Annotated in this window: 22 protein-coding genes and 1 pseudogene; 8 read left to right on the top strand and 15 right to left on the bottom strand. The window is 60.4% G+C overall.

Translation table 11 applies throughout. From position 1 onward, the window contains the following. Positions 1-176 precede the first annotated feature (176 nt). Positions 177-1,340 (top strand): LCP family protein, encoded by a 1,164-nt coding sequence (locus EJ997_RS00215; protein WP_126702790.1) that lies wholly within the window; start codon positions 177-179, stop codon positions 1,338-1,340. A gap of 82 nt (positions 1,341-1,422) precedes the next feature. Next, positions 1,423-2,766 (top strand): LCP family protein, encoded by a 1,344-nt coding sequence (locus tag EJ997_RS00210; protein WP_228201517.1) that lies wholly within the window; start codon positions 1,423-1,425, stop codon positions 2,764-2,766. Here EJ997_RS00210 and purE read toward each other — a convergent pair. Beyond that, entirely contained in the window at positions 2,732-3,220 is a 489-nt protein-coding gene (gene purE, locus EJ997_RS00205) for a 5-(carboxyamino)imidazole ribonucleotide mutase (RefSeq protein WP_126702789.1), read from the bottom strand. The two genes, EJ997_RS00210 and purE, sit on opposite strands and share 35 nt — an antisense overlap. Beyond that, a complete protein-coding gene (locus EJ997_RS00200; protein WP_126702788.1) occupies positions 3,217-4,350 on the bottom strand; it encodes a 5-(carboxyamino)imidazole ribonucleotide synthase in 1,134 nt (377 codons plus the stop codon). The genes purE and EJ997_RS00200 overlap by 4 nt, the downstream gene beginning before the upstream one ends. An 18-nt stretch (positions 4,351-4,368) precedes the next feature. Between EJ997_RS00200 and EJ997_RS00195 the strand changes: the two genes are divergently transcribed. Further along, entirely contained in the window at positions 4,369-4,851 is a 483-nt protein-coding gene (locus EJ997_RS00195) for a GtrA family protein (RefSeq protein WP_126702787.1), read from the top strand. A gap of 325 nt (positions 4,852-5,176) precedes the next feature. On the opposite strand, the gene EJ997_RS00190 is transcribed toward EJ997_RS00195, so the two are convergent. The 3 genes from EJ997_RS00190 to EJ997_RS00180 form a co-directional block, all read right to left on the bottom strand. Next, positions 5,177-6,496 carry a sensor histidine kinase gene (locus EJ997_RS00190; protein WP_126702786.1) on the bottom strand — a complete coding sequence of 440 codons (1,320 nt, stop codon included), beginning with the start codon at positions 6,494-6,496 and terminating at the stop codon, positions 5,177-5,179. Between the two features lie 3 nt (positions 6,497-6,499). Then, a complete protein-coding gene (locus EJ997_RS00185; protein ID WP_126702785.1) occupies positions 6,500-7,177 on the bottom strand; it encodes a response regulator transcription factor in 678 nt (225 codons plus the stop codon). A 110-nt stretch (positions 7,178-7,287) separates the two neighbouring features. Next, positions 7,288-8,295, bottom strand: a complete 1,008-nt coding sequence (locus tag EJ997_RS00180) for an adenylate/guanylate cyclase domain-containing protein (RefSeq protein ID WP_126702784.1) — start codon at positions 8,293-8,295, stop codon at positions 7,288-7,290. 97 nt (positions 8,296-8,392) lie between these two features. Here EJ997_RS00180 and EJ997_RS00175 point away from each other — a divergent pair, with 97 nt between their 5' ends. The 3 genes from EJ997_RS00175 to EJ997_RS00165 are packed head-to-tail and all read left to right on the top strand — an operon-like array spanning position 8,393 to position 11,349. Further along, the gene (locus EJ997_RS00175) at positions 8,393-9,952 is read left to right on the top strand and encodes a DUF885 domain-containing protein (protein WP_126702783.1); all 1,560 of its coding nucleotides are present in this window, start codon (positions 8,393-8,395) and stop codon (positions 9,950-9,952) included. Further along, positions 9,930-10,526, top strand: a complete 597-nt coding sequence (locus EJ997_RS00170; RefSeq protein ID WP_126702782.1) for a Maf family protein — start codon at positions 9,930-9,932, stop codon at positions 10,524-10,526. Before EJ997_RS00175 ends, EJ997_RS00170 begins: the two co-directional genes overlap by 23 nt. Continuing rightward, positions 10,516-11,349 (top strand): NUDIX domain-containing protein, encoded by an 834-nt coding sequence (locus tag EJ997_RS00165; protein ID WP_126702781.1) that lies wholly within the window; start codon positions 10,516-10,518, stop codon positions 11,347-11,349. The genes EJ997_RS00170 and EJ997_RS00165 overlap by 11 nt, the downstream gene beginning before the upstream one ends. A gap of 292 nt (positions 11,350-11,641) precedes the next feature. On the opposite strand, the gene dapC is transcribed toward EJ997_RS00165, so the two are convergent. From dapC to typA, 5 genes and pseudogenes are all read right to left on the bottom strand, one after another. After that, positions 11,642-12,775 (bottom strand): succinyldiaminopimelate transaminase, encoded by a 1,134-nt coding sequence (gene dapC, locus EJ997_RS00160; protein ID WP_126702780.1) that lies wholly within the window; start codon positions 12,773-12,775, stop codon positions 11,642-11,644. Then, on the bottom strand, positions 12,775-13,098 hold the full coding sequence (gene fdxA / locus EJ997_RS00155; RefSeq protein WP_126702779.1) for a ferredoxin: 324 nt from the start codon (positions 13,096-13,098) through the stop codon (positions 12,775-12,777). The genes dapC and fdxA overlap by 1 nt, the downstream gene beginning before the upstream one ends. A 53-nt stretch (positions 13,099-13,151) precedes the next feature. Further along, on the bottom strand, positions 13,152-14,711 hold the full coding sequence (locus EJ997_RS00150; RefSeq protein WP_126702778.1) for a VanW family protein: 1,560 nt from the start codon (positions 14,709-14,711) through the stop codon (positions 13,152-13,154). 205 nt (positions 14,712-14,916) lie between these two features. Beyond that, positions 14,917-15,375: a hypothetical protein gene (locus EJ997_RS00145; RefSeq protein WP_126702777.1), complete on the bottom strand. Its 459-nt coding sequence runs from the start codon at positions 15,373-15,375 to the stop codon at positions 14,917-14,919. Continuing rightward, a pseudogene (gene typA, locus EJ997_RS00140) lies at positions 15,375-17,302 on the bottom strand (translational GTPase TypA). Before typA ends, EJ997_RS00145 begins: the two are co-directional and overlap by 1 nt. Positions 17,303-17,667: 365 nt before the next feature. Here typA and EJ997_RS00135 point away from each other — a divergent pair. Beyond that, positions 17,668-18,228, top strand: coding sequence for a PH domain-containing protein (locus EJ997_RS00135; protein WP_126702776.1), 561 nt, complete (start codon positions 17,668-17,670; stop codon positions 18,226-18,228). Here EJ997_RS00135 and EJ997_RS00130 read toward each other — a convergent pair. Beyond that, a protein-coding gene (locus EJ997_RS00130; RefSeq protein ID WP_126702775.1) for an IS3 family transposase occupies positions 18,189-19,411 on the bottom strand; the annotation gives its coding sequence in 2 pieces (ribosomal slippage) (positions 18,189-19,126 and positions 19,126-19,411; 1,224 coding nt in all). The genes EJ997_RS00135 and EJ997_RS00130 overlap by 40 nt on opposite strands. Before the next feature lie 54 nt (positions 19,412-19,465). Between EJ997_RS00130 and EJ997_RS13665 the strand changes: the two genes are divergently transcribed. Continuing rightward, the gene (locus tag EJ997_RS13665) at positions 19,466-19,597 is read left to right on the top strand and encodes a hypothetical protein (RefSeq protein WP_265936832.1); all 132 of its coding nucleotides are present in this window, start codon (positions 19,466-19,468) and stop codon (positions 19,595-19,597) included. A gap of 264 nt (positions 19,598-19,861) precedes the next feature. Here the strand turns inward: EJ997_RS13665 and EJ997_RS00125 are convergent, their stop codons facing one another. The 4 genes from EJ997_RS00125 to EJ997_RS00110 all read right to left on the bottom strand — a co-directional run bounded on the left by EJ997_RS00125 (position 19,862) and on the right by EJ997_RS00110 (position 26,349). Then, on the bottom strand, positions 19,862-21,640 hold the full coding sequence (locus EJ997_RS00125) for an ABC transporter ATP-binding protein (protein ID WP_126702774.1): 1,779 nt from the start codon (positions 21,638-21,640) through the stop codon (positions 19,862-19,864). Then, complete coding sequence (locus tag EJ997_RS00120; protein ID WP_126702773.1) at positions 21,637-22,665, bottom strand: ABC transporter permease; 1,029 nt, start codon at positions 22,663-22,665, stop codon at positions 21,637-21,639. Before EJ997_RS00120 ends, EJ997_RS00125 begins: the two co-directional genes overlap by 4 nt. Positions 22,666-22,708: 43 nt before the next feature. After that, positions 22,709-24,193, bottom strand: a complete 1,485-nt coding sequence (locus EJ997_RS00115) for an ABC transporter permease (protein ID WP_228201516.1) — start codon at positions 24,191-24,193, stop codon at positions 22,709-22,711. Positions 24,194-24,498: 305 nt separating this feature from the next. After that, the gene (locus EJ997_RS00110) at positions 24,499-26,349 is read right to left on the bottom strand and encodes an ABC transporter substrate-binding protein (RefSeq protein ID WP_126702771.1); all 1,851 of its coding nucleotides are present in this window, start codon (positions 26,347-26,349) and stop codon (positions 24,499-24,501) included. Between the last annotated feature and the right edge of the window lie 33 nt (positions 26,350-26,382).

Genomic DNA, 26,382 nt, shown 5'->3' with positions numbered 1-26,382 from the left:
TGGTCAACCACACATGAGGTGGCGCCCCAATCGGGGCGCCCCGTGTATTCACCCTCACACTTTCGGGATAATTGACCTAACATGGGGAGTTGTCCACGCAAGTAAGCGCCTTGGATTTGAGTGTTGAGCAACCCACCTGTCGTTGATCACCTGCCCTTAGCACTAGTATTTGAAAGGTGAGTCAGTCCCCCCTCGCGTCTCGAGCGCCCAGCCACGAACCCACCGGACGACGCTATCCGTGGATCGTTCCGGTCCTGTGTGCTCTGCTCGCGATTCTCCTCTTCCTGGGGTCCACCGTTTACTTCGCCTACGCGAGGCTCGACGGCAACTTCCAGTCGGAAGACATCGATATTTACCTCGACCGTGAACCGGAAACGGACGAGGAGGGTGACATTATTGAGCCCTTCCGTCCCGGGGAAGCCATCAACATTCTGATCATTGGTTCCGACTCGCGCGACGGCATCAGCACCACCAGTGAAGTGACCGGCATGCGGTCCGACACGACCATGCTGGCTCACATTTCTGCCGACCGGGAGCGTGTCGAAATCATCTCCCTCCCCCGCGACACCCTTGTCGATATCCCATCGTGCCGTCTTCCCGACGGTACGTGGACCCAGCCGCGGCAGATGTCAATCTTTAACTCTGCCTTTGCGACCGGCGGTCAAACAGACGACGTCGGCGCCGCAGCCGCGTGTACGATCCGCACCGTTGAGGACCTCACGGGTCTCTACATCGATGGCTTTGTCGTCGTGAACTTCTCCTCCTTCGAACAGTTCGTTGATGCGCTTGGTGGCGTTGAAATGTGCTTCGAGGAGGCCCTCGAGGACTCGGCAGCGGACCTGTCGATCCCGGCCGGATGCCAGACACTTAACGGCGACCAGGCGCTCGCCTTTGCTCGCGCCAGGAAGGGCATCGGGGACGGCTCCGACATTGGGCGTATGGATCGTCAGCAGGAACTTGTCCTCGCGATTGTCGATGAGGCACTCAATCGCAATATCCTCACGAACATTCCATCCCTGTACCGGCTTGTTGATGCTGTCTCCCAGTCGGTTGTGACCGACTCCGAGCTCGGAAACATGGATACCCTTATCGCCCTTGCGAACTCTCTTCGCAACGTGAAGACCAACGACATGTTCCTCATGACCATGCCCTGGGATCCTGCCGGTGCGCGCGTCCTCCCATCCGAAAATGCCCAGATAGTGTGGGACGCTCTCGACGAAGACATTCCCCTCGAAACCGTGATTACCCCGAGGGCGAGCCCATCGTCGAGGAAACTCTTGAGCCAACGGATGGCACGACCGAGGACGGCACAACTCCCGGCACGGAGGGTACGGACATGAACGGAAACACCGAGCTCCCCGGTACGGAGCAGACCACGGGAACCGACGGTCTGACGGGAGACAGCACGGACGGAGTACAGCCGTGACAGGAGCACCGTCATATCCGCCTAAGGAGCCTGGCAAGCGCCCCTCATCCGAGGGCGCCAAGATCATCGCGGGCCGTACCAAACGCATGTCGAAGCCGGCACGCCGTAGCGCAACCCCAGGAACAGGCCCTAAGCCGGCCGGCGCCAGCACCCCGTCAGCAGCCCGCGTTGCCGCCAATCAGGAGCGGCCCGCACCGCGGGAGTCCGCACCAGCGTCCCCTCCACCTTCGTATGCTCCCCGCGGTGAACGGCCGCGTAAGAACCAGCCGCTTGGCCTGCCGATCGATGACCGCCCTCAGGCGCGGCCTGCTTCGCGCCCCGAGGGCAGGCCCCAGCCGGGCACCCGAAACGGCAATGGCAGCGGAGCTCCTCCCCCGCGGCCCCCGAGGGCCAGGAAGAAGTTCCGCAAGCGCCGGGTCATCATCCCGATTCTCGTCATTCTGCTGGTTGTTCTGATCGCGTGGCCGTCCTATCTCGTCTGGTACGGGAATTCGAAGCTCAGCCACACCGATGCACTCTCGGGCGCCCCGAACACACCCGGCAAGACCGTTCTGTTCGCAGGGACGGACCGGAAGGTTGAGGGGATGGACGATGAGGAGATCGGCGGCCAACGTTCCGATTCGATCATGCTCGTTCACATTCCCGAATCCGGAAACGCCTCCCTGATCTCGCTACCTCGCGACTCCTATGTCGTCATCCCGGGCTACGGCCCGGGGAAGCTCAACTCCGCCTATTCGCGGGGCGGGCCCGAGCTTTTGGTCGAGACGGTCGAGAATCTTTCAGGCCTGACGGTGGACCACTACGTTGAGGTCGGCATGGACGGAATCCAGGAACTCGTCGACGCCGTCGGCGGTGTCGAACTGTGTTACGACCACGATGTTTCCGACTCCTATTCTGGCCTCGAGTGGGAGGCGGGTTGCCATCATTCCGATGGGGAGACAGCCCTTGCCTTTACTCGCATGAGGTATCAGGATCCGCTCGGCGACATCGGCCGCACGGCGCGGCAGCGTCAGGTCATCGCGAAGGTCATGAACGAGGTGCTGACCGTGTCGACTCTCGTCAACCCGGTCAAGCAACACGAGCTTGTTGGTTCCACGGCATCCGTGCTCCGCACGGATCCGGACACCTCAATCTTTGACCTGGGGCGGATTGCGATCCCCATGAGAGGCATCCTTGGTGCCGATGGGATTATCGGCACCCCGCCGATTCTCGACATGAACTACCGGCCCGGAAACGTTGGCTCAACCGTTCTGCTCGATCCCGAGGGAACCGATGAGTTCTTTGCGAAGGTTGCGGACGGTTCAATCACTCAAGACGACGTCGCAGCGAATCTCCCTTAGCCCGGGCAATATCGGCTAGTTCCTCCTGGAACGCCTCCATCTTCTCCCGGACGTCCTCGTCGGTGACACCGATGATTCGTGCGGCCAACAGCCCTGCATTCCGAGCTCCGCCGATGGAAACCGTCGCGACGGGCACGCCCGCCGGCATCTGCACGATCGACAGCAGTGAATCCATGCCGTCCAGGTACTTGAGCGGAACGGGAACGCCGATCACGGGCAGGGTCGTGACGGAGGCCAGCATCCCCGGCAGGTGGGCTGCACCGCCGGCGCCGGCAATGATGACGCTAATTCCGCGCGACTGAGCGGTCTTGCCGTACTCGATCATTTCTTCGGGCATGCGGTGCGCAGAGACAACATCCGCTTCCCACTCGATTCCGAACTCGTCGAGGGCCGCGGTCGCGGCCTCCATCGTCCCCCAGTCAGAATCCGACCCCATGACGACGCCGACTCTCATGATTCTTTCCCTTCGAAAATGGTGATTGCGACGTGGGCCCTGCGGCGCACGTCCTCCAGGTCATTCCCGCACACGGTCACGTGACCGATCTTGCGCAGGGGCTTTACTTCTTTGCCGTACATGTGGACCTTCACCCCGGGGTCCTGCTTCCAGACCTCCCCGAGGGCCTCACGCGGGTCTGCCAGCTGCGAGCCGAGCAGGTTGACCATGACCGACCAGGGCTGGGTGGGCGACGTGTCACCGAGGGGCAGGTCGAGGACGGCACGCAGGTGCTGCTCGAACTGGCTTGTCACGGCGCCATCGATCGACCAGTGGCCGGTGTTGTGGGGCCTCATGGCGAGCTCGTTGACGAGCAGGCGGTCCCCCACGACAAACATTTCGACGGCGAGTACGCCAACGACACCGGTCTGCTCCGCAATCTGCTTAGCGATCTCTTCGGCTCGCTCGGCAAGCGCGTAGTCAACGGGTGCCGGCGCGATAACCTCCCAGCAGATCCCGTCTTTCTGGGTGGACTGGACGAGCGGCCACGCCTTGACTTCGCCGGAGGGGCTGCGGGCAATCAGCTGCGCCACCTCCATGGTGAATTCCACCTTCTCCTCCAGGAGGATCCGGTCGCCATCGGCCCAGTCCCAAGGAATATCTGCGGCCGAGGTAACGACGGCGACACCCTTGCCGTCGTATCCGTCGGTCGGTGTCTTCGCGATTGCTGTTCCGCCGAGCTCGACGATAGCCGCATCGATTTCCTCGGCACTGTGGGCTTCCCGCCACTGCGGGTGCGGAGCATCCAGGCTGTTTCTCATGATGAGCTTGTCCTGGGCAAAACGGAGCGCATCCGCCGACGGGCGGGATCCGATCTCGCGCAGAATCTCATCTGGAATGTGCTCGTGTTCGACGGTGACGACGTTCTGTCCAACGAATTCCACGATCGCATCGCGGTCTTCGGCGTGTCCCACGGTGGAGTAGGGAATGGCTTGGCCCGCGGAGCCATCCTCGGTCTCCACGAGTGCTCTTAGTTCAATCCCGAGCGGGATTGCCGCCTCTTGCATCATCCTTGCCAGCTGGCCGCCGCCGATCACACAAACTACCGGTGCGCCCGCGCGGGCTCCTGTCCCCACAACTTTTTGCGTCATGTCCTATATGCTAATCGAGTGTTCTCGCGTTTCGTTAGGCGGCTGCTCCGCGGTCAAACCCTGAGGGAATGGCTGATCGAATTTCTGCGATTCTGCACCGTTGGACTTGGTGCATACGTTGTCGACATTGGCCTTTTCAATCTCTTGGCTTACCACTGGCCCATTGAGCTCCCCTTCGACCAGTCGATGTCCGCAAAATTCATCTCGGTTGCCGTTTCTATCGTCGTCGCGTGGATCGGGAACCGGCTGTGGACTTTCCGGGACAAGAAGCAGAACAACAGGCGCCGCGAATTCACCATGTTCGTTACCGTCAACCTGGGTGGCATGGCGATCGCCCTCGGCTGTCTCGCAGTCTCACGATTCATCCTGAACTTCGACTCTCAGTTCGCTGACAACATTGCCGCAAACGTCGTTGGTCTCGTGCTTGGAACAGCTTTCCGGTACCTGTGCTACCGCTACATTGTGTTCGCCCCACCAGAGCTCGCAAACCAAAAGAAGTAGCTTCCAACACGGATCACCATCCCAGGTGAAGCAAACCCGGGTAAGTCCCGGGCACCGTTCTCAGAGCGTTCTTCGTCGTGTTCGGGCCGCGACGCTTCACTCAAACCTATTGCTAGAGGCCAGCTCTTAACCGCACTGGCTTATCCCCAGCTCGGACTTGCTTGCTCCCACCTGAGGCTTGCTCCCACCTCAGGCTTACTTGCAGCCTGTGCCCCAAAGCCTATTGGACTACTCCATCCCAAAGCTTGTTGGCCTACTTCATTTCAAAGCTTGTTGGCCTACTTCACTTCTGATGTCGGGACTACTGCAAGCTCGGGACCGTCTCTTAGCGGCGGCGCCTGCGCGATCCCATGGAAATGAGAGCTCCCTGGGGAAGGACCTTGTCCGGATCCAGGGACGTGGGTACTGCGTTGAGGGTGAGGGAAAAGACCGGCGGGGTGTTCTGGGTAAGTTCCAGCTTTCCGCCGTCGGCGCGAGCAAGGTTGAGGGCAAGCGGGAGACCCAGCCCCGTGGAGCCGCCGGTGGATACACCCTGCTTGAAAATATCGTCACCGATCTCTTCGGGAACGCCCTTCCCTTCGTCGCTCACCGTGATAACGATGCCCTTGCCGTTTGCGGTGCGGCGGGCTCCGATCGTCACATCCCCGTCGCCATAGTTCACGGAGTTCTCGATCAGAGTGGCGACAATCTGGGAGAGCGATCCCGGGGTGGCCAGGACGGTAACGTCCTCGTCGCCATCGAAGATAAGTTCCCTCTTTGCTTTCGCAAAGACCTTCTTCCACTCGTCTCGCTGCTGATCGAAGATCTTCGACAGGTTGACCGCTTCCGTGGTACCGCCCGAGTCCGAACGGGACGTCTTCAGGAGTTCGGTGACGACGCCGGTGAGGCGCTCTACCTGGTCCTGGCAGGCACGCACTTCCTCGAGCACTTCATCGTCTTCTGTGATCATCTCGATTTCGTCAAGCCTCATCGAAAGTGCCGTGAGCGGGGTGCGGAGCTGGTGCGAGGCATCGGCCGCGAACTGCCGCTCGGCGGACAGCCTGCCCGCCATACGGTCCGCTGTGCGGACGAGTTCTTCGGAGACCAGATCGATTTCTTCGATCCCGGACTTTCGCAGGTGGGGGCGAACGGTGCCGGAGCCGATCTGCTCGGCAGAGGCAGCCAGGTAAATGAGAGGGGCGGACAGCTTGCGGGACTGCCTGGCGGCAAGGAGGGCACCCGCGAGCAGAGCTCCGATCGAGGCGATCGAGACCAGGAGAATGAATCCAGCGATGGACCGGAAGATATGGCCCCGGTCAGTTTGGACCTGTACAACAACACCGGAGACGCCTCGTTCGACGACGGTCAGTGGATTACTCGATAGCTCCCGGTCTCCCGTGATCTGTCCCCCGCCGGGCAAAAACACTGTGACATTGGTGGGATGTCCAGCATCCCCACCCCATCCGACAACGAGTTCTGGGGTGATTTCGGCGCCACGGTCGATACGGCGATCGACGATGGCGGTAAGTGACGAGGCTTGGTCGCGCATGTTGGCCACCTCCTGGTTCCACAGCATGGTGGATCCGAAGATGGCCATGGGGACGCCCAGAATCAGGACGGCCAGAAGCACCGCCAGCAGCGTCATCCTCAGCGCGCGGCGACGCATGGTTTAGTTCTCGAACCGGAATCCCATGCCGCGAACGGTCGAGATGTACCTCGGTTCGTTCGCGTCGTCGCCCAGCTTGCGACGTAGCCACGACACGTGCATGTCCAGCTTTTTGGTAGAGGAAGCGGAGTCTGAGCCCCACACCTGATCCATGAGGTCCTCGCGGGACACGACGGAGCCAGCATCCCTCAAAAGCACGGTGAGGAGATCGAATTCCTTACCGGTCAGGTGAAGTTCCTTGTCCTTCACCCACGCGCGGTGGGCGGACACGTCCACCTTGACGTCCTGGGCGGACAGAATATCGGCTTCGCTCTCCTCGCCGCTTCCGCGGCGCAGAAGTGCCCGCACACGGGCCATGAGCTCCGCAAGACGGAAAGGCTTGGTCACGTAGTCATCGGCTCCAGCGTCGAGGCCAACAACCATGTCGACCTCGTCGGCGCGAGCCGTCAGGATCAAGATCGGGACGGTCGAGCCCTGCGACCGGATAGTACGAGCAACGTCGAGCCCATCCATGTCCGGCAGGCCGAGGTCGAGAATGATGAGGTCAGCACCGTTCGAGAGCTCATCGAGCGCGCTCCGCCCGGTCCCGTGCGGCCGCACCTCGTAGCCCTCACGCCCAAGAGCGCGGACCAGCGGGTCGGAGATTGCGAGATCATCTTCAACGAGTAATACCTTAGTCACACTCCGAGTATAGATGGCCAACCCATTTTCCGGCGTGATTTAGAGGCAATATTTACTTTCTTTACGAAACCTTTACCGTTCTCACAGAAACACCAGAGCAAAGAACGAGCTTATCGCAACTTTTTCAACTCAAAGATCTCGACGCTTCCGGTTCCGCGCAGATCCTGTTGCCCAAACGGCAGAACGAGGTAGCTGGACGATAGGGAGTTCAGGATCGCGGACGCCGTGGGGCGGTCAATGAGGACCGAGCCGGTCGGGGCCACATCAACAAGGCGGCTCGCCAGGTTAACGACGGGACCGAAGATGTCACCGAAGGAGGAGACGACCCTCCCCCACAGTAGGGAGGCTCGAACGGGTAGCATGCCTTCGATTCGGCCGAGTGCTGACACGAGCTCGGTGGCGACCTTGGCGCCGGTTGCCAGGTCCTCGGATATGAAGATAACGGCATCGCCGACCGTTTTGACGAGGCGGGCGCCATGACTGGTGATGATGTCGCGGCACGTGAACTCGAAGTCCCTCATGAATGACACGAGCTGATCGGACCCAAATTCGCGGGAGCGGGAGGTGAAGGCAACGAGATCAATAAAGCCGACTGCGCGCTGGAGGGGCGGCAGGTCCGGCGTGTCCACTTCCGGGGAGCGCCTGCGCAGCTCAACCTCGGAGCGGCGAAGGAACGCCGCCGTGTGCCGGCGCCACACGTACTTCATCTGCTCTTCGAGGAGCGGTAGATATTCGTCGATGTGCTCGATTACCCAGTAGCGAGCCGAAATATCATCCAGTTCGAATGTCGACTCGGCAAATTCGACAAGAGCCTCGTACTGCCACAGGACAAGGCGGTCCGCCATGTGCGACTGGGCGCGCAAAAGAGAGTTGAGGGTGTCGGCATCGAACTGACCCGCGGACAGCTTATCGAAGTGACGTCGCATCATCTCCAGGTCGTAACCCGTGAAAATCTTGTCGTTTTCCTCATCGTCGATCGCCGGGAATCCCATGGCGATCCAGAAGCGCCGGACCGTGCGAGCATCGACACCCGTCCTCTCGGCCGCCTCGACCAGAGTGAACTGAGCCTCGCCCGTAAGAAGAGAATTCGCCCGAGCCTCTACGGTCTTATGGGCCATCTCATGTCTTGTGTCGCGGGTCACATAGATGAGTTTACCAGTAGAATTCACGGAACCCAAAGCTGGTGGTCATTACGTCCTAGCGTAGGCTGACACTATGAGCGAACTCATCACCATCAACCAGCTGGCGGACCGGTACGTGACCGAGCTGTGTGCCCTTTCCCCACTCTTTGCCTCCGAGACCGGACTGGAAAAGACCGGCAAGCTCGATGACTACTCACCTGCGGGAATCGAGGCGATGAACGACCTTGACCGTAACACGCTTGCGGCCCTGGCAAAGGTGGAGCCCACCAATGAAGACGAGTGGGTGACAAAGGCCGCCATGACGGAGCGCCTCGAGTCCGCTCTTGCAATCGCCGATGACGAGATCGGTGCACTCAATGTCATCGCCTCCCCGATCCAGGACATTCGCGATTCCTTCGATCTCATGTCCCGCAAAACCGAAGAAGACTGGGAAGCAATCGCGGAACGCGTTGCCGCGATCCCCGCGGCTATTGGTCAGTATCGCGAGGCCCTCTCGTGGCGAGTCGGTAACGGGCGGCCTTTCCCCGTCCGGCAGGTCAAGAACTGCGCGGACCAGGCCAATCAGGTGGCAACATCCGGGATCCTCGTCGAGCTTGAGGAGCAGGACATCGACACGTCGGCCGCGAAGGAGGCCTTCGCAGATCTCGCAAAGTTCCTGCCAACCCTGCCCCAGACCGAGGTCGACGGCATCGGGGCAGAACGCTACCCGGCGCACCTCAAGTACTTCCTCGGCTCCGATGTCGACATCGACGAGACCTACGACTGGGCCGATGATCAGCTGGCTGGCATCATTGCCGAGCAGGAGAAGATTGCAGCCGACCTGTACGGCCCGGGAACGTCTGTGCGGGAAGCCATGGACCGCCTCAACGCGGATCCTGCTCGACAGATCCACGGCCGGGAGAACCTGAGGACGTGGATGCAGGAGACGGCCGATGAGGCTGTCCGCGGAGTCTCCTCGGAGTTCGACATTCCCGAAGACCTGCGCCGTATCGACGCACGTGTCCTCTACCCCGGTACGGGCGGGATCTACTACACCCAGCCCTCCGATGATCTGACCCGCCCGGGCCAGATGTGGTGGTCCGTCCCCGAAGGCGTCGACACGTTCACGACCTGGACAGAAAAGACCACCGTCTACCACGAGGGCGTTCCCGGCCACCACCTGCAGCTGGGCCTTGCCGTTGCCAACCCGAACCTCAACAGGTGGCGCCGGCTTGTCAGCTGGACCTCCGGTTTCGGTGAAGGATGGGCGCTGTACGCGGAACGCCTTATGGCCGATCTTGGTTACCTTGATGACCCTGCCGACTACCTCGGCATGCTCGACGCTCAGCGCCTGCGTGCCGCTCGCGTTCGCGTTGATATCGGCGCACACGTAAAGGGCTGGACCGCCGATCAGGCCTGGGAGTTCCTCACCGAGAATGTCGCCATGGATCACTCCTTCCTCGCCTTCGAACTGGACCGCTACCTCGGGTGGCCGGGGCAGGCCCCGTCCTACCTCATCGGCCAGAGGCTGTGGATGCAGGAGCGCGATAGCGCTCTCGAGCGCGGGGAGAGCCTGCGAGACTTCCATAGCCGCGCCCTTGCCCTTGGCTCCGTCGGACTGGATGTACTTCATGAAGCTCTGTCTCGCAAGTAAATCCCCCGGCCGGCTCCAGGTTCTCACCGGTGCCGGTATCACCCCCGATGTCATCGTGTCCGAGGTCGACGAGGACGCCATTCTCGAAGCCATGCCAGACGCCACTGCCACGGAGTTGGTTCTTGCCCTAGCCCGCGCAAAGGCAGAGGCCGTTGGAAGCAGCACGAGTCATGACTTTGTCATTGGCTGCGATTCCATGTTTGAGATGGACGGAAAGGTTGTTGGAAAACCCCACACGGAAAAGGTGGCGCGCGAGCGCCTCCATGCCATGAGGGGACGTGCAGGCGACCTCCACACCGGGCATTGGCTCATTACTCCAAACGGCGCTGTCGGTGCAGTCTCCACGGCCACGGTGCACGTGGGCAATATGACGGATGCCGAGATCGAGGCCTACATTGCCACCGGTGAGCCGTTGCACGTGGCGGGTTCCTTCACAATCGACGGCTACGGCGGCCCGTTCATTGACCGCATCGAGGGCGATCCGCACGGCGTCACGGGCCTGTCCCTTCCCGTCCTCCGCTCCCTTCTTTCCCAGACCGGATATTCGGTGACGGATTTTTGGCATGGGAGCTAGCGCCGACGGAATCGTCCACTGCGCCTGTGGGAAACGCCACTGGGGCCACGCCGGCGCGGCGGGAGTGCTCGCTTGGAAGGAGGCAGAAGACCCCTCGGTGATTCTCCAATTGCGTGCCGCCTGGTCCATGTCCGGCGGCACGTGGGGCATTCCCGGTGGCGCCATCGACTACGACGAAACCCCAATCCAGGGTGGTCTGCGCGAGGCGCGCGAAGAAGCGGGCATGGGACCGGTGAGGGTCTGGGCTTCCACCACTCTGCACCATCCCGACTGGTCCTACACCACGGCAATCGCCGAGGCCTCCCCCGATCAGCGGGCCATCGCCACAGATCACGAATCGGATGCCATGGAGTGGACAAAATGGAAGGATCTGCGCGGCAGGCGTCTCATGCCGGCCTTCGAAACAACCCTTCCTCTTCTCGACAGCCTCCTGGGGCGTTCCCTGCTTGTCCTTGATCCCACGCTTCTTCATGAGGGTTGGGAAGAATCCCTCCTGCGCTTTGCCACCCTCGGCTTCCCCATCAACGTAGCACCGGTAGCATTTCGCGATCCGGTAGTACGCGGGGCCAGAGCATCAGCCGATGAGGACTTCGACCGCTCTATCGCGTGGTTCCCCGACATTGTTCTTCTCGGAACCGGCAAATGCGCGAAGCCGATCGCTGCCAGAGGAGCAATCCCTCCCAGCATCCGCTGGGACTCGGATGTCGAGAACATCAATACCGACGGATATCGCCACATCGCGGCGATGGTAAGCACACACATTCCCGGAGCCGAACGGGTCAATGAAGAATTGTGGAATCATCTGCTTCGAAAGAACGGCTAAGAGCACAGAGAGCGTTCAAATCCGGGGCAGTAAGGACAGTCTTGTCCAGGTCGGGGTCTTTCCAATTGGTTTGTCGTTATTCCAATCATGAAAGATCCCGACCCCGTCTCAAGCCCCGACCCGCAAACCCCCTATGACACACTCAACTATGAAGAGGCAGTTTATTTGCGGATTTCTGACATGCGTAGCTGAAGGTCAGGGTCGCCCCATCGTCGAGGGTGATTGCTCAGACAATCAGGATTGCCCGGTCTGGGAAAGGTATCGCTCAATCGAAAACGACAAACGGTGTTGCTCAGCCGAAGAGTGGCCGTTCCTTGAGGCGCTGTGCCGCGGCCTCGACGGCTTCGTCTGATCCGGTCAACGACATCCGCACTTTCATGCGGCTCGCTTCACCGTAGAAGGTGCCGGGGGCGACGAGAATGCCACGCTGTGCGAGGGCTTCAACGATCTCCCACGCATCGGCCTTCTCGCGAGCATCTCCCAGCCACAGGTAGAGACCGGCATTCGTTTCGGGGTCGGTAACCAGACCGGCTTCGATTACCGCGTCTGTGAGGATATTCCTGCGCCTGCGGTAGATCTCTCGCTGCTGAGCAACGTGCCCGTCGTCGTTGAGAACCGCGGCCATGGCCTTCTGCACCGGCCCCGGCATGAGGAACCCCATGTGTTTGCGGACCTCGATGAGAGGCGTCAGGATCTTTGGGTCTCCGGCGATCATGGCTGCGCGGTAGCCTGCGAGGTTCGACTGTTTCGAGGACGAGTACAGGGCAAGCAGGTTGGTTTTATCTGGCCCCGACACGTCGTCTGCGAGGATCGAGGGCACTCCTTCGGTCACGTAGGGCTCTTCCCAGGGCAGTGCCGCATAGCATTCATCGGAGGCAACAATTGTGCCCGTTTCCTTCGCCCATGCCGCAATCCTGCGTAGCTGGTTCCGGTCGAGGACGTGGCCGTCGGGATTGCCCGGCGAGTTCAACCAGACCAGGTCGGCCTCGGGCCAAGATCCAGGATCAGAAGCGGTGTCGATCGGCACGGGTGTGGCGCCCGAGAGACGCGCTCCGACGTCGTAGGTCGGGTAGGCGACCTCGGGGATGAGGACACTCCCTGTGGCTCCTATGAGCGACGGGAGGAGCGCCACCATCTCTTTACTGCCAAGGGTGGGCAGGACCGCGTCCGTAGCGAGCGTGGCTCCGCGAACGCGCTGCCACCAGCCCACCATGGCTTCCCGCAGTTCCGGTGTGCCGAGTGCCGGTGGATATCCCGGGGATTGTTCTGCCGAGCGAATTGCATCGATCGCGATCTGCGGCGTGGGGTCCACGGGAGTGCCGATCGAAAGATCGGCAACAGTCCCGGGATAGCTCGTTGCGAGCTCCTTATAGGGTGTGAGGGTGTCCCACGGGAAGTCGGGTAACCCTTCCCCCAGGAGCGGCATTAGTCGTTGATGCCTTCTGGGAGGGCAGCCACAATCGGGTGGTCATAGTTAATGACTCCCATCTTTGCGGCCCCTCCTGGGGAGCCAATTTTGTCGAAGAATTCGACGTTGGCTTTATAGTATTCACTCCACTCTTCGGGGGTGTCATCTTCGTAGAAGATCGCTTCGACAGGGCAGACAGGCTCACAAGCGCCGCAGTCGACACATTCATCGGGATGGATGTAGAGCATGCGCTCGCCCTCGTAGATGCAGTCGACCGGACACTCGTCGACACAGGCACGATCCTTGATATCAACACAGGGCAATGCGATTACGTACGTCACTGTTCACAGCTCCCTTTCAAATTGGTTTTACCAGTATCCCATTTTTTCCGTGTTTAACCACAGACCGCCGCGTCGACTGGCTGATACGTCCACGAATAGCTGTTCTGGTAGACCGTTTCACCTTCGGCCGTCACGTTGCGGGAGACATCCACAGTGAAGCCGGGCCCACCCGCCCCGTAGGGGACGCAGTCCGGCGAGGTATTGACCTTCGTGGTGGGCTGGACGTAGTTATAGGGTTCCGACACCTGAATATCAACGTCGTAGTAGTCGGTCGACCACAGGCGGGAGTGGACCTCACCATCCTCAACCCAGGTTTCAACAAGAACCGCGTAAGGCGAGTTGTTCTGCCACACCATGTCGACAGTCGGTTGCCAGATCGTGGCCTCAACTCCCATGGGGTAACGATCGAAGTACTTCGAGTGCGGCTGGTGAGTAACGTCTTCCATGCCGCCCCGATAACCGAGGTTGAAGGTGTTGGTGGACAGCTGGGAAAGGCCGCCGCCGAGTGCTGTCGCGTTGAACCCTTCCATGACAACACCGGAAGAAACGTATCCGTTCTCCTCCGTGATCTCTCCGAGCTCTTCAAGCAGGGAGAACTGCTCGCCCGGGAGAACGAGAGTGTTGTTGGTCTTGGCGGTACCGACAACGAGGTTTTCGGTCCGCACCGCATCATTCGTCAGCGGGGTCGAGATCTCGGAGACCACTTCGGTTACCCCGAGCGCCTCGGCATCGGCGGTCGTGAACTCGGGTTCTTCCTCGGTCACAACCGCTTCAACGCTACGATTTTCACTGATTGCGGCCTGTTCGATAACGGCGGCGGTCTCGTCCTCGTTGATCACCATGCCGTTCTTGCTCGGCTTGATGATCGGCCCCTCGTCGTGGTCCTCAATCAGAATCTCGGCATCCCTGGGGGCCTCAAGATCATCGCCCGCCCCATCAATGACCCGGGCAACGAGTGGCTCGGTATCAATCGTCATGGACAGTTCGCCATCGACCTCTTCGAACGAGGCCGTATCTGCGAGCGTAGTGGGTTCGAGAACGATCTCTTGTTCACCGACCAGGACGGTCAGCGGTGCTGCCACGAGGGGTTCCGCCATCTCGCTTCGCACCCGATCCACGTCCTCATCGGTGATTTCCGGTTCGAGGTCGGTGGGCTGAAGGACGATGGGACGGCTCTCAGAGAGCCAGCCTTCACTGAGAACCTCCACGGCATTCTCGGTGTCGATTCCGGTGCCGTTCTCCTGGGGAGTGGTCTGAATTGTGGAGCCAGCGAACGAAATGGTTGCGTTGACGGGCTCGGTACCGAGCTGCTCGTTGAGCGATGTCACGGTGGACTCAAGTGCCTCCTCGTCGAAGGACACGACGGGCACGAGCTCATCGGAGCCCGACAGGTGGCGCCACAGGTCGGCGGGATTGAACGACAGGCCGGTCATCCCGTCAACGGTTGCCTCCCCGTCCACTCGAACATCGGTTCCTGACGGATCAATCTCGGCAGATATTTCGGTACCCGCAACGGTGACGGGAACGGGTTCGTTGAGGACGCCGTGCAACTCCGTTTCGAGCTTCTCGGCAGCGGCCTCTTCGGACATGCCACCGATCTCAACGCCGGACACCGTCGTGTTTGACGGGATCGATCCGCGAAGAAGAAAGCCGCGGCAACGTAAAGACCTGCGAGCACAGCAATCGAACCGCCGGTGATCCAGGGCCACAACAGCCGCTTCTTCTCGGGCTGCTCGCCTCGAGCTCCCCCGGTCGGTTCGTTCATTGTGCCATCATTCCACGTCATCCGGATGCCTTCCATGTGAGACCTTATCCAGTCTAGCGCTGAGGAGGCTCTTCTTCCTGGTCAAGCACACTATTAACGGAGGTTCCGGGCTTGCCCGCGCCTGTGAACATGAAGCCGATCCAGGCAAGCGGTAGTCCAAGGAGAACGGCAGCGGGGCTGCCGTAGAACCACCACTGGCTGAGCCCTTCGCTCATCGCCCCGATCATGTCGCCCTCCGAATATGCGGTCGACAGGGTAAGGGCAGCGAGAACACCTATGCCAAATCCTGCCCACCCGAGCACACCTCCCAGCAGGGTGAAGGCGGCCGAGCCAATGAGCAAGGTCAGGAGGGCAACGGTAATACCGGTTGCGCCGCCGTCGATCCCGCCGGAGTGGGTGACTGTCCCAAGCAGGCCTGCCAGGGCGCCAAGGATAACCCCGGCAACCACCGTGAAGGTCAGGACCTTACCTGTGAGGCCGGATCCCTTGGCTAGCCTGGAGAAGGACGACACTACAGTTTTCCTTGTGCTCGCTTGCGGTTGGCACGGAGCCGCTCATGCGAGTTGAGGACAAGCTTGCGGATCCTGATCGTCTCAGGGGTCACCTCGACGCATTCGTCATCCTCGATGAACTCGAGGGACTCTTCGAGGGTGAGTTTGCGGGGCGGGACGAGAGTCTCAAACACGTCGGCAGAGGCGGCACGCATGTTCGTTAGTTCCTTTTCGCGGACCACGTTCACCTCCATGTCTTCCGCACGCGGGTTCTCTCCAACGACCATACCCTCGTAGACCTCCTGTGTGGGCTCCACGAAGAAGGTGCCACGGTCCTCAAGACGTAGCAGGGAGAACGGCGTGACGGCGCCCTGACGGTCGGAAATAAGGGAACCGGTGACGCGGGATTCGATGGGACCAGCCCATTCGTCGTATCCGGCGAAGAGCGAGGAGCCGATGCCGGTGCCTCGAGTCAGGGTCATGAAGTGCGTACGGAAGCCGATGAGGCCGCGTGCCGGGATCATGTACTCCATGCGGACCCAGCCGGTCCCCTGGTTCGTCATGGTCAGCATGCGGCCCTTCCTGGCCGCCATGAGCTGCGTGATCGTCCCGAGGTAGTCCTCGGGCGTATCGATCGTCATCTGCTCGTACGGTTCGAGAACCTTACCGTTCTCATCCGTGCGGGTAACAACCTGGGGCTTGCCAACAGTGAGCTCGAAGCCTTCGCGCCTCATCTGCTCAACAAGAATCGCCAGCGCCAGTTCGCCACGGCCCTGAACCTCCCAGGAGTCGGGACGCTCGGTCGGGAGAACGCGGAGCGACACGTTACCGATCAGCTCGCGATCGAGGCGCTCCTTGACCTGGCGGGCTGTGAGCTTGTGGCCCTTCACCTTGCCGGCCAGCGGGGACGTATTAATGCCAATGGTCAGCGAGATCGCCGGCTCATCGACGTGAATCTCGGGCAGGTCGATCGGGTTCTCCGGGTCAACGAGCGAGTCACCGATGGTGATCTCGGGGATACCCGCGACGGCGACGATGTCACCGGGGCCAGCTTCTTTGTCGGGAACACGTTCGAGGCCGACGGTGCGGAGCAGTTCGGAGATGCGGACATTCGACATGGTGCCGTCCTGCTTCCGCCATCCCAGCGTCTGGCCCTTCTTGATGGTGCCGGAGTGGACGCGGATCAGGGCAAGCCTGCCAAGGAACGGGGAGGCGTCAAGGTTGGTGACCTGAGCGGCGACCGGCGCCTCGTCGTCGTATGTGGGGGCCGGGATGTTCGTGAGGATTGCATCGAACAGCGGCTCGAGGTTCTCCGAGTCTGGCAGGGTGCCATCGGCGGGCTGCTCGGCGGATGCTCGGCCCGCCTTGCCGGAGGCATAAATGACCGGGACATCGAGCAGGGCATCGATGTCGACCTCGGCTTCCTCGCCCTCGAGATCCGAGGCGAGGTTGAGAAGAAGATCGGTCGTTTCGGAGACAACAGCTTCGATTCGGGAGTCCGGGCGGTCAACCTTGTTGACCACAACGATAACGGGGAGCTTCGAAGCAAGGGCCTTACGAAGCACGAAGCGGGTCTGCGGGAGCGGCCCCTCGGAGGCGTCGACGAGGAGAACAACACCGTCAACCATGGACAGTGCGCGCTCGACCTCGCCACCGAAGTCGGCGTGGCCTGGGGTATCAACAACGTTGATTGTGATTCCCTCGGGGCACCGTGCTTTGCGGCGTGCTCACCGCGGTAGGTGACGGCGGTGTTCTTCGCGAGGATCGTAATGCCTTTCTCGCGTTCCAGATCGCCGGAGTCCATGACCCGCTCGCCGGTCGACTCGACCGAGGCGTGGGAGTCGAATACGTCCGACTGCCACAGCATGGCGTCGACAAGGGTTGTTTTGCCGTGGTCGACGTGGGCCACGATTGCTACGTTACGAATATCTGAGCGAGTTACTTTCACCGGCGTTGCTCGGTTCCTTTCTGGGCGCTAAGCGCGAGGGTAGGACCCCAGTAGGTCCCGGTACATGGTACTCGCACAAAGCCAGAATCATGCGTTTGAGCGAGCCAGTTCACCATAGCGTTCTCAGATTGTTCACCGTTCGGCCGCTTCCTTTCATCAACTTGGTGGCTTTCAACGCCCGCCACGGCGGGCATGAGCGAGCCACCAACAGTTCCGCAATCGACGCTTGCAGGACTCAACTCGTTCACCTATCAGCTATCTCACCATTCACCTGCCAACGCGTTCCAGGTACCTACCGACAGGTGATCAAAGCAGTGGCACTCCCCCGTTCAAGCGGGCGCGCAGAACCTGACAGAATAGAGGGCATGAACGAACCGATTTACAGGCTGCGGTCAACGGGACAGTACACGAAGCTGGTACTGCTTCTCTTTTTCTTCCTTTTTATCGTTGTCTCGCTGTACCTTGACCCGTACTCGGAGGGATTCTTTCCCCCGCTGATCTTCGCGCTCGGTGGGATTCTCGTTGCCTACGTGTTTTTCTACCAGCCCCACGTCCTGCTGACCCGGGACGGGATCACGGCCGCGAATTGGTTCTTTGATCGCTCGGTCTCCTGGAAGGACTACGACCAGCTCGACATGCGGTACGGCATGTACATCATGTCCGAGGGCGGTCACTCGGATGCTGTGAGCTCCTACCCCGGTACCGGTGGTATCGCGAAGGGCCGCGAACAGCTCAGCCCCTCCTCGCCTCTCGCTAAGACCCAAAAGCAGGAGAAGTACATTCGCATTCATGAATCCGGGCAGTACAACCACACCGCTTCCCAGAAGGAAGCTTCTTCACTCATCAACCTGATTCGGCCTGGGTTTAGTTCCGGCCGTTTTTCCTGTCACCGGACTGGTGTCAGGCGGGATTCTTGTTCAGTGTAGTAGGCGTCCTCGACCTCGAGCGGGCTGCGGTAGCCAAGTTCACCGTGGAGGCGTTTGTTGTTCCACCACCACACGTATTCCAAGGTTGCCAGCTCAACTTCTTCCACGGTCTTCCACGGCCCGCGCTGACGAATCAGTTCGGCCTTGTAGAGAGCATTAACCGATTCAGCCATCGCGTTGTCAAAACTATCGCCGACGGTCCCGGTAGAGGGCTTAGCGCCGAGTTCATTGACCCTGCTCGTGTAGACCAGGGACATGTAGTTCGAGCCGTGATCGCTATGATGGATCACTCCATCAAGGTCACCGCCGTTTTGCCAGGCAGCCATCTCCAAAGCTTGCAGTGGCAGCACGTCAGCTTTCAATGTCGAGGCAACATTCCAGCCGGCGATACGACGAGCGAAGACGTCGATGATGAAAGAGACGTAGGCGAACCCGGACCAGGTGGCGACATAGGTGATGTCGCAGACCCACAATTGGTTAGGTCGGTCAGCAACAAACCGGCGCTCCACCAGGTCCCCGGGCAGCGCTAAGCCGGAATCAGGGATCGTGGTGAAAGCCTTCTTCGACCTGCGAACACCTTCAACGTCGGCGAGTTTCATGAGCCTGTGGGTCTGATCGCGGCCGATGTCCCAGCCCTGTCGTTTCAGGAGCGCATGCATCTTGCGTCGTCCGTAGACGCTGTAATGCTCTTCGTGCAGGCGCTGGATTTCTGGGATCAGCAGCTCGTCTTTCAGCTGACGGGCTGACGGGGGCCGGCTCTTCGCGGCACGGTATCCACGAGAGGTGATAAATCCACGGACTGCTCCACGAAGCGTGGCGCAGAGGAACTCAACTCCGAAACGATCACGATAAGTATCGATGAAAGCGATCATTTCGTCCGTGGCCGGTCGAGTTCCTTCGCGAAAAATATACTCGCAGCTTTAAGCACCTCGTTAGCCTTGCGCAGCTCAGCGTTCTCACGCTCCAGTCGTTTATTCTCTGCGACTAAGTCGGTCGTCACGCCGGGCCTTTTACCTTGGTCGACTTCGGCCTGCCGGTGCCAGGTTCGCAGGGCCTCTGCGCCTACCCCGAGCAGGTCCGCGACATGACGGACCGCGGCTGTGCGAGTGGGGTGATCGGGAAGTGCCTCGGAAACCATCCGCACCGCACGCTGCTTCAGTTCGGGGTCATACTTTCTGGGCATAGTGTTCCTATTCTGCTATAAAGCTCGGAACTAAACCCAGGCCGAATCAACCGGATGGCAAAAGAGTTTGCACGGGACGCTACCTACGCACCCCGAACAAAAACCATTCAGCCCATCCGCGTTGCCATTCTCCTCATCGGCGCCTCCCTCATCGCCCTCGGACTCACCGGAACCGTCAACGGCTAAGTACCACTCATAGCTTCCGGCCGCGGGACCAAAGAACCAGTATCGATCGCATGCGAGGCCGCTCAGTCAGCGTGGCCGGCGGGTAGGCAGTGAGGCACGGAGATGAGAATGCAGGAAGTTAGCTACGTGGGGCCAATGCCCAGGCACGCGGGGTAGCTTTCCGGACGCAAACGATGACGGTGCCGTGAGCAGAAGGACATAAGGAGAGGGAGGGAGCAGTTTTGGACTGCTCCCTCCCTCTTTGATTGATATCCGCTTGGGCGTTTAGATCCTCAGCTCGGAGATGTCTTCACCGAACTCGCGCAGGAGTGCGTGGCGTTCTTCGCGGCGACGCTTCTGCTCGACAGGCTCCGGAACCGGGGCCGCGGCGATAAGGCGCTTCGTGTACTCCTCCTTGGGGTTGTGGAGCACGTCGGCGCAGAGACCCTGCTCGACAACTTCACCGTTCTGGAGGACGACAACGCGGTTGGCCATGAGGTCAACGACTGCGAGGTCGTGGGAGATGAAGAGGCAGGCAAAGCCGAACTCGTCCTGAAGCTCAGCTAGCATGCGAAGGACCGTTGCCTGGACCGAGACGTCAAGAGCCGAGGTCGGCTCATCCGCAATCAGCAGGGTCGGGTTCAGCGCAAGAGCGCGAGCGATACAGACGCGCTGGCGCTGACCACCAGAAAGCTCGTGCGGGAACCTGTTGAAGGTTGATGCGGGTAGCTGGACAGCATCCAGGAGCTCATAGACGCGCTTCTGCTGTTCCTTCTTCGAACCTTCCTTATGCACAACGTAGGGTTCGGCGATACAGTCACCGACCGGGAACCTGGGGTTGAGCGAGGCGGCGGGATCCTGGAAGACCACGCCGACGGACTTGCGTACCGCCTGCTGCTCCTGCTTGGAACGACCGAGCATCGGCTCACCGAACAGTTTGATCTCGCCTTCGGCGGCCGGCTGAAGTCCGAGGATCGTCTTACCGATCGTGGACTTACCTGAGCCGGACTCACCAACGAGGCCGACGATCTCGCGTTCGGCGACGTCGAAGGACACATTGTCGACGGCGCGGAAGGGCTCCTTGCCCCACACGTCGTATTCGACAACGAGGTCGTTGACCTCGAGGACCGTCTTCGCGGAGTCGAATGCCTTCCGGTCGAGCTCCTTCAGTCCGAACTGCTGACGGCCCTGTCCAAGGTGCGGGACCGCGGTCAGGAGACGCTGCGTGTAGGGGTGCTTCGGGCTGTTAAGAACCTCGGTCACCGAGCCGGACTCGACGATGTTGCCGCGGAACATGACGTGCACGCGGTCCGCCATGTCAGCCACAACGCCCATGGAGTGGGTGATGAGGAGAATGCCGGTGTTGAGCTTGTCCTTGAGCGAACGCAGCAGGTCGAGGATATCGGCCTGGACGGTCACGTCGAGAGCCGTGGTCGGCTCGTCGGCAACGATGACTGCGGGGTTACAGGAGATCGCAATAGCGATAACAACGCGCTGGCGCTGACCGCCCGACATCTCGTGCGGGTACTGTTCCACTCGCTCTTCCGGGTTGTCGATACCAACCATGCGGAGTAGCTCAACGGCACGTGCCTCAGCGGCGCTACCGAAGGCAATCTCGTGAAGCTCAAGGGCCTCCGTGATTTGCCTGCCGACCGTGAGAACGGGGTTCAGGGCAGTCATGGGCTCCTGGAACACCATGGCGATGTCAGTGCCGCGGAGGCGACGCCATCCCCTGCTCGACATGCTGCGGACCTTGTGTCCCGCTACCGAGATCTCGCCCTCCACCTTTGCGTTGCCGGGCAGGAGGCCCAGTGCGGACATGGAGGTCACGGACTTACCGGAACCGGACTCACCAACGAGTGCCACCACTTCGCCCGGATGGATATCAATGTCGACACCGCGGACGGCGTGGACACGACCAAACTCGGTGGCGAACTGGACGTCAAGATCGCCGAACGAAAGAACCGGGGTGTCCGTCTTCTCGTGAACCTTGACGATCTCGGTCGACCCGGCACGGTTTACCTGCTCGGTGTCCTTGTCGGACTTCTTCTTACCGAAGATCATGCCTTCGCCTCAGCTTTCTTTGACTTAATCTTCTTTGCCTTGCCCTTCTGGCGGGGGTCGAAGGCGTCACGCAGACCGTCACCAATGAAGTTCACGCTGAGCGCGATGGCGAGGATCAGGCCAGCCGGCCAGTAGAACAGCCACGGCTGCGTTGAGAACTTCTGCTGGTACTGGGAGATCAGCAGGCCAAGCGACGTGTCAGGGGCGCGGACGCCGAACCCGAGGAACGACAGCGAGGTCTCAAGAAGAATTGCTGCGGAGATAGCGAGCGTCGCGGAGACGATGATCGTACCGAGGCAGTTCGGGAGGATGTGCTTGATGATGATGCGGGGCGTGGAGGCGCCAAGCGCCTGCGCCGCATACACGAATTCTCGTTCTCGTAGCGAAAGCACTTCGCCTCGAACAAGACGGGCGAGACCTGTCCATGACAGGAAGCCGAGAAGTAACGCGAGCATCACGATACCACCGTTGAGCCTCTCGCTGGCAAGCTGACCAACGACAGCTGCGAGGAGGAGCAGCGGGATAACGATGAAGAGGTCAGTGAGGCGCATGAGAACGGACTCGACCCAGCCGCGCAGGTAACCCGAGAGAGCACCGATCAGGGTGCCGATGAGGGTCGATACGATACCGACGATGAACGCGATAATGATCGAGCGCTGGGTTCCGCGCATGATGAGCGCGAAGTAGTCCTTACCGACGTTGTCCTGGCCGAACGGGTGCTCACCAACGGTGAACCAGCCAAGCGTCGGGGCGCCTCCATTAACGATGTCGTGCGTCGAGGTGTAGTCGTACTTCCACCAGCCGGGGACGGGCCCGAAGCCGATCGAGGTGAACGCCATGACGACGATGAAGAGGAAGATGAACAGCGAGATCATCGCAGCGCGGTGGCGAAGGAAGCGGCGCAGGACGAGCTGGCCCTGCGAGTAGGATTTGTTTGTTGTCGAGTCCAAGACCTCATCGTCGAGCTCTGCCGCATTAAAGTCGCCCACTGCGGCCATGTGGGCCTTAGGATCAGTGTTTTCCATTACGAGTCACTCCTGAGAATTTTCGAATACTGCATCACGCGACTCACCTTCTGATCCTGGGGTCGATGTACGCGTACAGAAGGTCGGCGAACATGTTCATGAGGACAGCAATACCGCCGGTCACGAGGAAGAAAGCCATGACGGGATCAGGGTCAACCTGCTTCAGAGCCGTTTCGAACAGCTCACCCATGCCCTTCCAGCCGAAGACCTTCTCCGTAATAACGGCGCCACCGATAAGCCCTGCGAAGTCGAAAGCGACGATCGTGGTCACGGGAAGAAGCGCGTTACGGAAAGCGTGCCTGGACATAACCGTGTGCTCCGGAAGGCCCTTCGCACGTGCGGTGCGGACGTAGTCCTGGCCGAGTACCTCAAGCATCGAGGAACGGGTGTACCTCGTGTAGGACGCGATCGACATGAGTGTCAGCGACAGCGTCGGGAGGATGAGGTGCGTTGAGGTGTCCATGAGCTGGAGCCAGAAGTCATCGGCGCCGCGGAAGTTCGGGGACTCGGAGCCGATCGTGGAGATCGGGCGTCCGCGCATGTCGATGTAATCGGACCAGTGACGGCAAAGGAAGTCGACGACAACGGCAAAGCCGATCGAAACGACGGTCCAAATACTTGCCCACGTAATGGAGCGCTTGGCGTAACCACCGAAGACCTGGGAAATAGCGACCGCGAGAACGATGCCTGCGATAAGAAGACCACCGAGTAGCGACCAGGTGGGGTCTTCCAGCTGTCCCTGGAAAACGATGACGAGGATAAGCATCGCGGCAGCCGAACCGCCGACGGAGAGGACTGCCCGCTTGTTGCCGAAGTTGGCGAGGAGGCTAATAAACAGCACCGATGCCGCAATAGCCATGACGATCGGCATCCACAGGCCCGAGATTGGTTCACGAATCCAGTTGGTTGCATCAACAACAAGGAGGATGACAACGGCGGCAGCAAACGATACGCCACCGACCAGCAGTCGCTTCTTGGGGGTGCCGGCAACAATCGCCTGACAGAACAAAGCGAATATCAAGCCGACGAGAATGACAAAGATTATGTTGAATGTTGGCGCGCCCAACCAGTCATTGAAGCGGATCGCACCGAATTCCTTGAGGAGAACTGCGAACACGAACGAGGGCAGCGAGTAGAAGATAAAGGCGATCGCGGTAACCGAGTAGTCGAAACCGGAGTACTGGCGGATCGCGGCCATGAGGCCAAGGAAAATACCGACGACAATGCCGAGAATTGTCGCGAGGAGGACAAGACGAATGGTTGAACCGGCGGCGAGGGCGAGCAAGTCGTTAACGCTCTGGCCGCTCCTGTTCTCGCCGAAGTCACACTGCAGTCGGAGACAACCGGCTATTCCGCGTAACCAGTCGCCGTAGCGTACTACCCATGGCTCATCGAGTCGCATCTGCGCGGTGCGTTGAGCCATTCGGTTTTCGCGGTTCTGATCATTCGATTCACGCAGATCCGCGAGGGGGTCGCCCGAGTGGACAACAAGCCCGTACACCAGGACCGATGCGAAAAAAAGAATCATCAGGGATATGCCGATTCTTTTTAAGACAAATTTGAACACGTCTCGTACTTCTTTCTGGAAGGTGTGTCCCTATAGCTTTTCGGCAGCTAGCCCGCCCGTGCCAAGTACGTTGAGATGGGTGGCCTCAGAGCACACGTTAGGCATTCTAAGTGCACGTTTACCGATTGCGAAATCGTATTTGGTGCACCCCTCACCGCCTCGGGTGATTGTTCCCATGTGGAAAGCCGCGTAGCGGCGGGGGTCTGGTGATCCACCAGGCCCGCCGCTACGCGGCCTATCAGTTGGGTTCGGTAGTGATTAGATTCCTACCAGGTCCACTCTTCAGCGTTCCACACGACGCCGGACTGAGTGACGTTGCGCTCAACGTTCTGCAGGCCAGTGGTGTGTGCTGCAATACCCGGGTGAGCGTAGAGCGGGAGACCGAAGAGGTCGTTCCAGAGCTCTTCCTCAATGATGGTCTTGGACTCGAGCCAGACCTCGGGGTCGAGCGATCCAAGGATCTTGTCCCACTCGGCGTCGACGGTCTCGTTGGACCAGCCGTGCCAGTTCTGCTGACCATCGGTGTGGTAGATGTTACGGCCCGAGACGACCTGGCCGGAGCCGGACCATGCGAAGAGGGCTGCATCGTAGTTACCGGTGTCGAGGCCGCCGCCCGGTGCGAAGAAGTCGGACGCGCCGATGTCTTCAACCGTGATGCCTGCTTCTGCACAGGAGGACTGGATGAGAGCAACCGTGTCAGCGCGACGCTGGTTCGGTGCGGAGTAGCCGAGGCGGACGGTCGGGTTCTCGACGCCAGACTCGGCGACGAGCTCCTGAGCGCGCTCGATGTTGACCTCGTCGTACGAGCCGTCGTAAGCAGCCTCAACGACTGCGTCATAGTCCTCGTCGGTCGGGAAGTACTCGCGAGCGTTCATGACGATCGTGTCCTCATCGAGGGGCTTCACGAGACGGTCAACGATGTCCTGACGGGGGACGCAGTAGGCGAATGCCTGGCGAAGCTCAAGGCCGCCGTTGGCATCAGAGAAGACGGAGCCCTCTGCCCAGTTGTAGTCAATGTGCTCCCAGATCAGGGTCGATCCGGAAAGGACGGTCACGTTGTCCATGGCCTCAAGTGCGTCAAGCGCGTCCTGGTTGGCCTGGGGCTCGATGACGTTAACGTCTTCGTTCTGGAGAGCCTGGTTCTGGCCCTCGGGTGCGATGAAGCGGAAGATGAATTCCTCAACGCCGGGGGCTTCGCCCCACCAGTCCGGGTTCGGAACGAGCGTGATGTACTCGCCGGGCTGCCAGCCATCTTCCATGTAGGTGAAGGGGCCGTACGAGGGGGTCTCTTCGATGGGGGGCAGTTCGCCCGGGGTCTCGGAGTACCAGTTGTTCCACTCCTCAGCTACCTGCTGGGCAACCTCGAAGTCCTCATCCTTGAATGCCTGGAAGAGCTCTTCCTTGCTCAGGCCGACCTTCTCAGCCATGACGTGCGAGGGAAGGGCGCCGGAAACAACGAGCTCCCAGTCCGGGTTCGGAGCGTTGTACTCAATGGTGAACGACTGATCGCCGGGCTCACACTCGGGACCAGCCGGAACTGCGAGTGCGTAGGAGGCGGGGCCAGAGACGTGCTCGAACAGCGGGGTACCCTCGCCAGCGTCGTTGGTGTTGCCAGCTTCTGCCTGAGCATCAAGGATCCACTGCGGGTTCTGGGAAACCCAGTCCATGTAGTAGTCCTCACAGGTGATGGAGGTACCACCCTGGTAAACGGCCTCTTCGTTGATGGTGTACTCAACGGTCAGCGGCTCTTCCGAGATCATCTCGTACGAACCAAGGTCCGTGCCGTTCTGCCACTCGCCGGTTGCGTTGAAGTAGCCGAAGCCAACGCCAAGGCGGTCGTTAATGACCGAGTTGCCGGTCGAGTAGGTGGAGTCGAGAACACCGTTGTAGCCGGCGTACTCGTCTGCACCAGTGGTGAAGGCTACGGTGCCGCCGGGGCCGGAGCCCTCGTCGGTACCTTCGTCAGTACCTTCACCGGTACCTTCATCTTCGGACGTGGTTGTGTCATCCCCCGAAGTGGTTGTCTCTTCTTCGTCGCCACCTGACGTACAAGCGCTGAGCACCAATGCTACAGCCGCCGACGCAGCGACAAGCGAGTATGTCTTTCTACGCTTCACAGTGTCACCTTTGTTCAGAATTAAGTGATTTGC

The sequence above is a fragment of the Flaviflexus ciconiae genome, from assembly GCF_003971195.1.
In the GTDB taxonomy this organism is placed as follows: Bacteria; Actinomycetota; Actinomycetes; order Actinomycetales; family Actinomycetaceae; genus Flaviflexus; species Flaviflexus ciconiae.
This window is presented reverse-complemented; position numbering and strand designations above follow the sequence as displayed.

Excerpts from the sequence above, each read along its gene's own strand:
- EJ997_RS00120 (WP_126702773.1), bottom strand. The coding sequence starts at position 22,665 with ATGGAAAACACTGATCCTAAGGCCCACATGGCCGCAGTGGGCGACTTT.
- EJ997_RS00200 (WP_126702788.1), bottom strand. The coding sequence starts at position 4,350 with ATGACGCAAAAAGTTGTGGGGACAGGAGCCCGCGCGGGCGCACCGGTA.
- EJ997_RS00135 (WP_126702776.1), top strand. The coding sequence starts at position 17,668 with ATGAACGAACCGATTTACAGGCTGCGGTCAACGGGACAGTACACGAAG.
- purE (WP_126702789.1), bottom strand. The coding sequence starts at position 3,220 with ATGAGAGTCGGCGTCGTCATGGGGTCGGATTCTGACTGGGGGACGATG.
- EJ997_RS00180 (WP_126702784.1), bottom strand. The coding sequence starts at position 8,295 with ATGGCCCATAAGACCGTAGAGGCTCGGGCGAATTCTCTTCTTACGGGC.
- EJ997_RS00175 (WP_126702783.1), top strand. The coding sequence starts at position 8,393 with ATGAGCGAACTCATCACCATCAACCAGCTGGCGGACCGGTACGTGACC.
- EJ997_RS00125 (WP_126702774.1), bottom strand. The coding sequence starts at position 21,640 with ATGATCTTCGGTAAGAAGAAGTCCGACAAGGACACCGAGCAGGTAAAC.
- EJ997_RS00165 (WP_126702781.1), top strand. The coding sequence starts at position 10,516 with ATGGGAGCTAGCGCCGACGGAATCGTCCACTGCGCCTGTGGGAAACGC.
- EJ997_RS00115 (WP_228201516.1), bottom strand. The coding sequence starts at position 24,193 with ATGATTCTTTTTTTCGCATCGGTCCTGGTGTACGGGCTTGTTGTCCAC.
- EJ997_RS00190 (WP_126702786.1), bottom strand. The coding sequence starts at position 6,496 with ATGCGTCGCCGCGCGCTGAGGATGACGCTGCTGGCGGTGCTTCTGGCC.
- EJ997_RS13665 (WP_265936832.1), top strand. The coding sequence starts at position 19,466 with ATGGCAAAAGAGTTTGCACGGGACGCTACCTACGCACCCCGAACAAAA.
- EJ997_RS00170 (WP_126702782.1), top strand. The coding sequence starts at position 9,930 with ATGAAGCTCTGTCTCGCAAGTAAATCCCCCGGCCGGCTCCAGGTTCTC.
- dapC (WP_126702780.1), bottom strand. The coding sequence starts at position 12,775 with ATGCCGCTCCTGGGGGAAGGGTTACCCGACTTCCCGTGGGACACCCTC.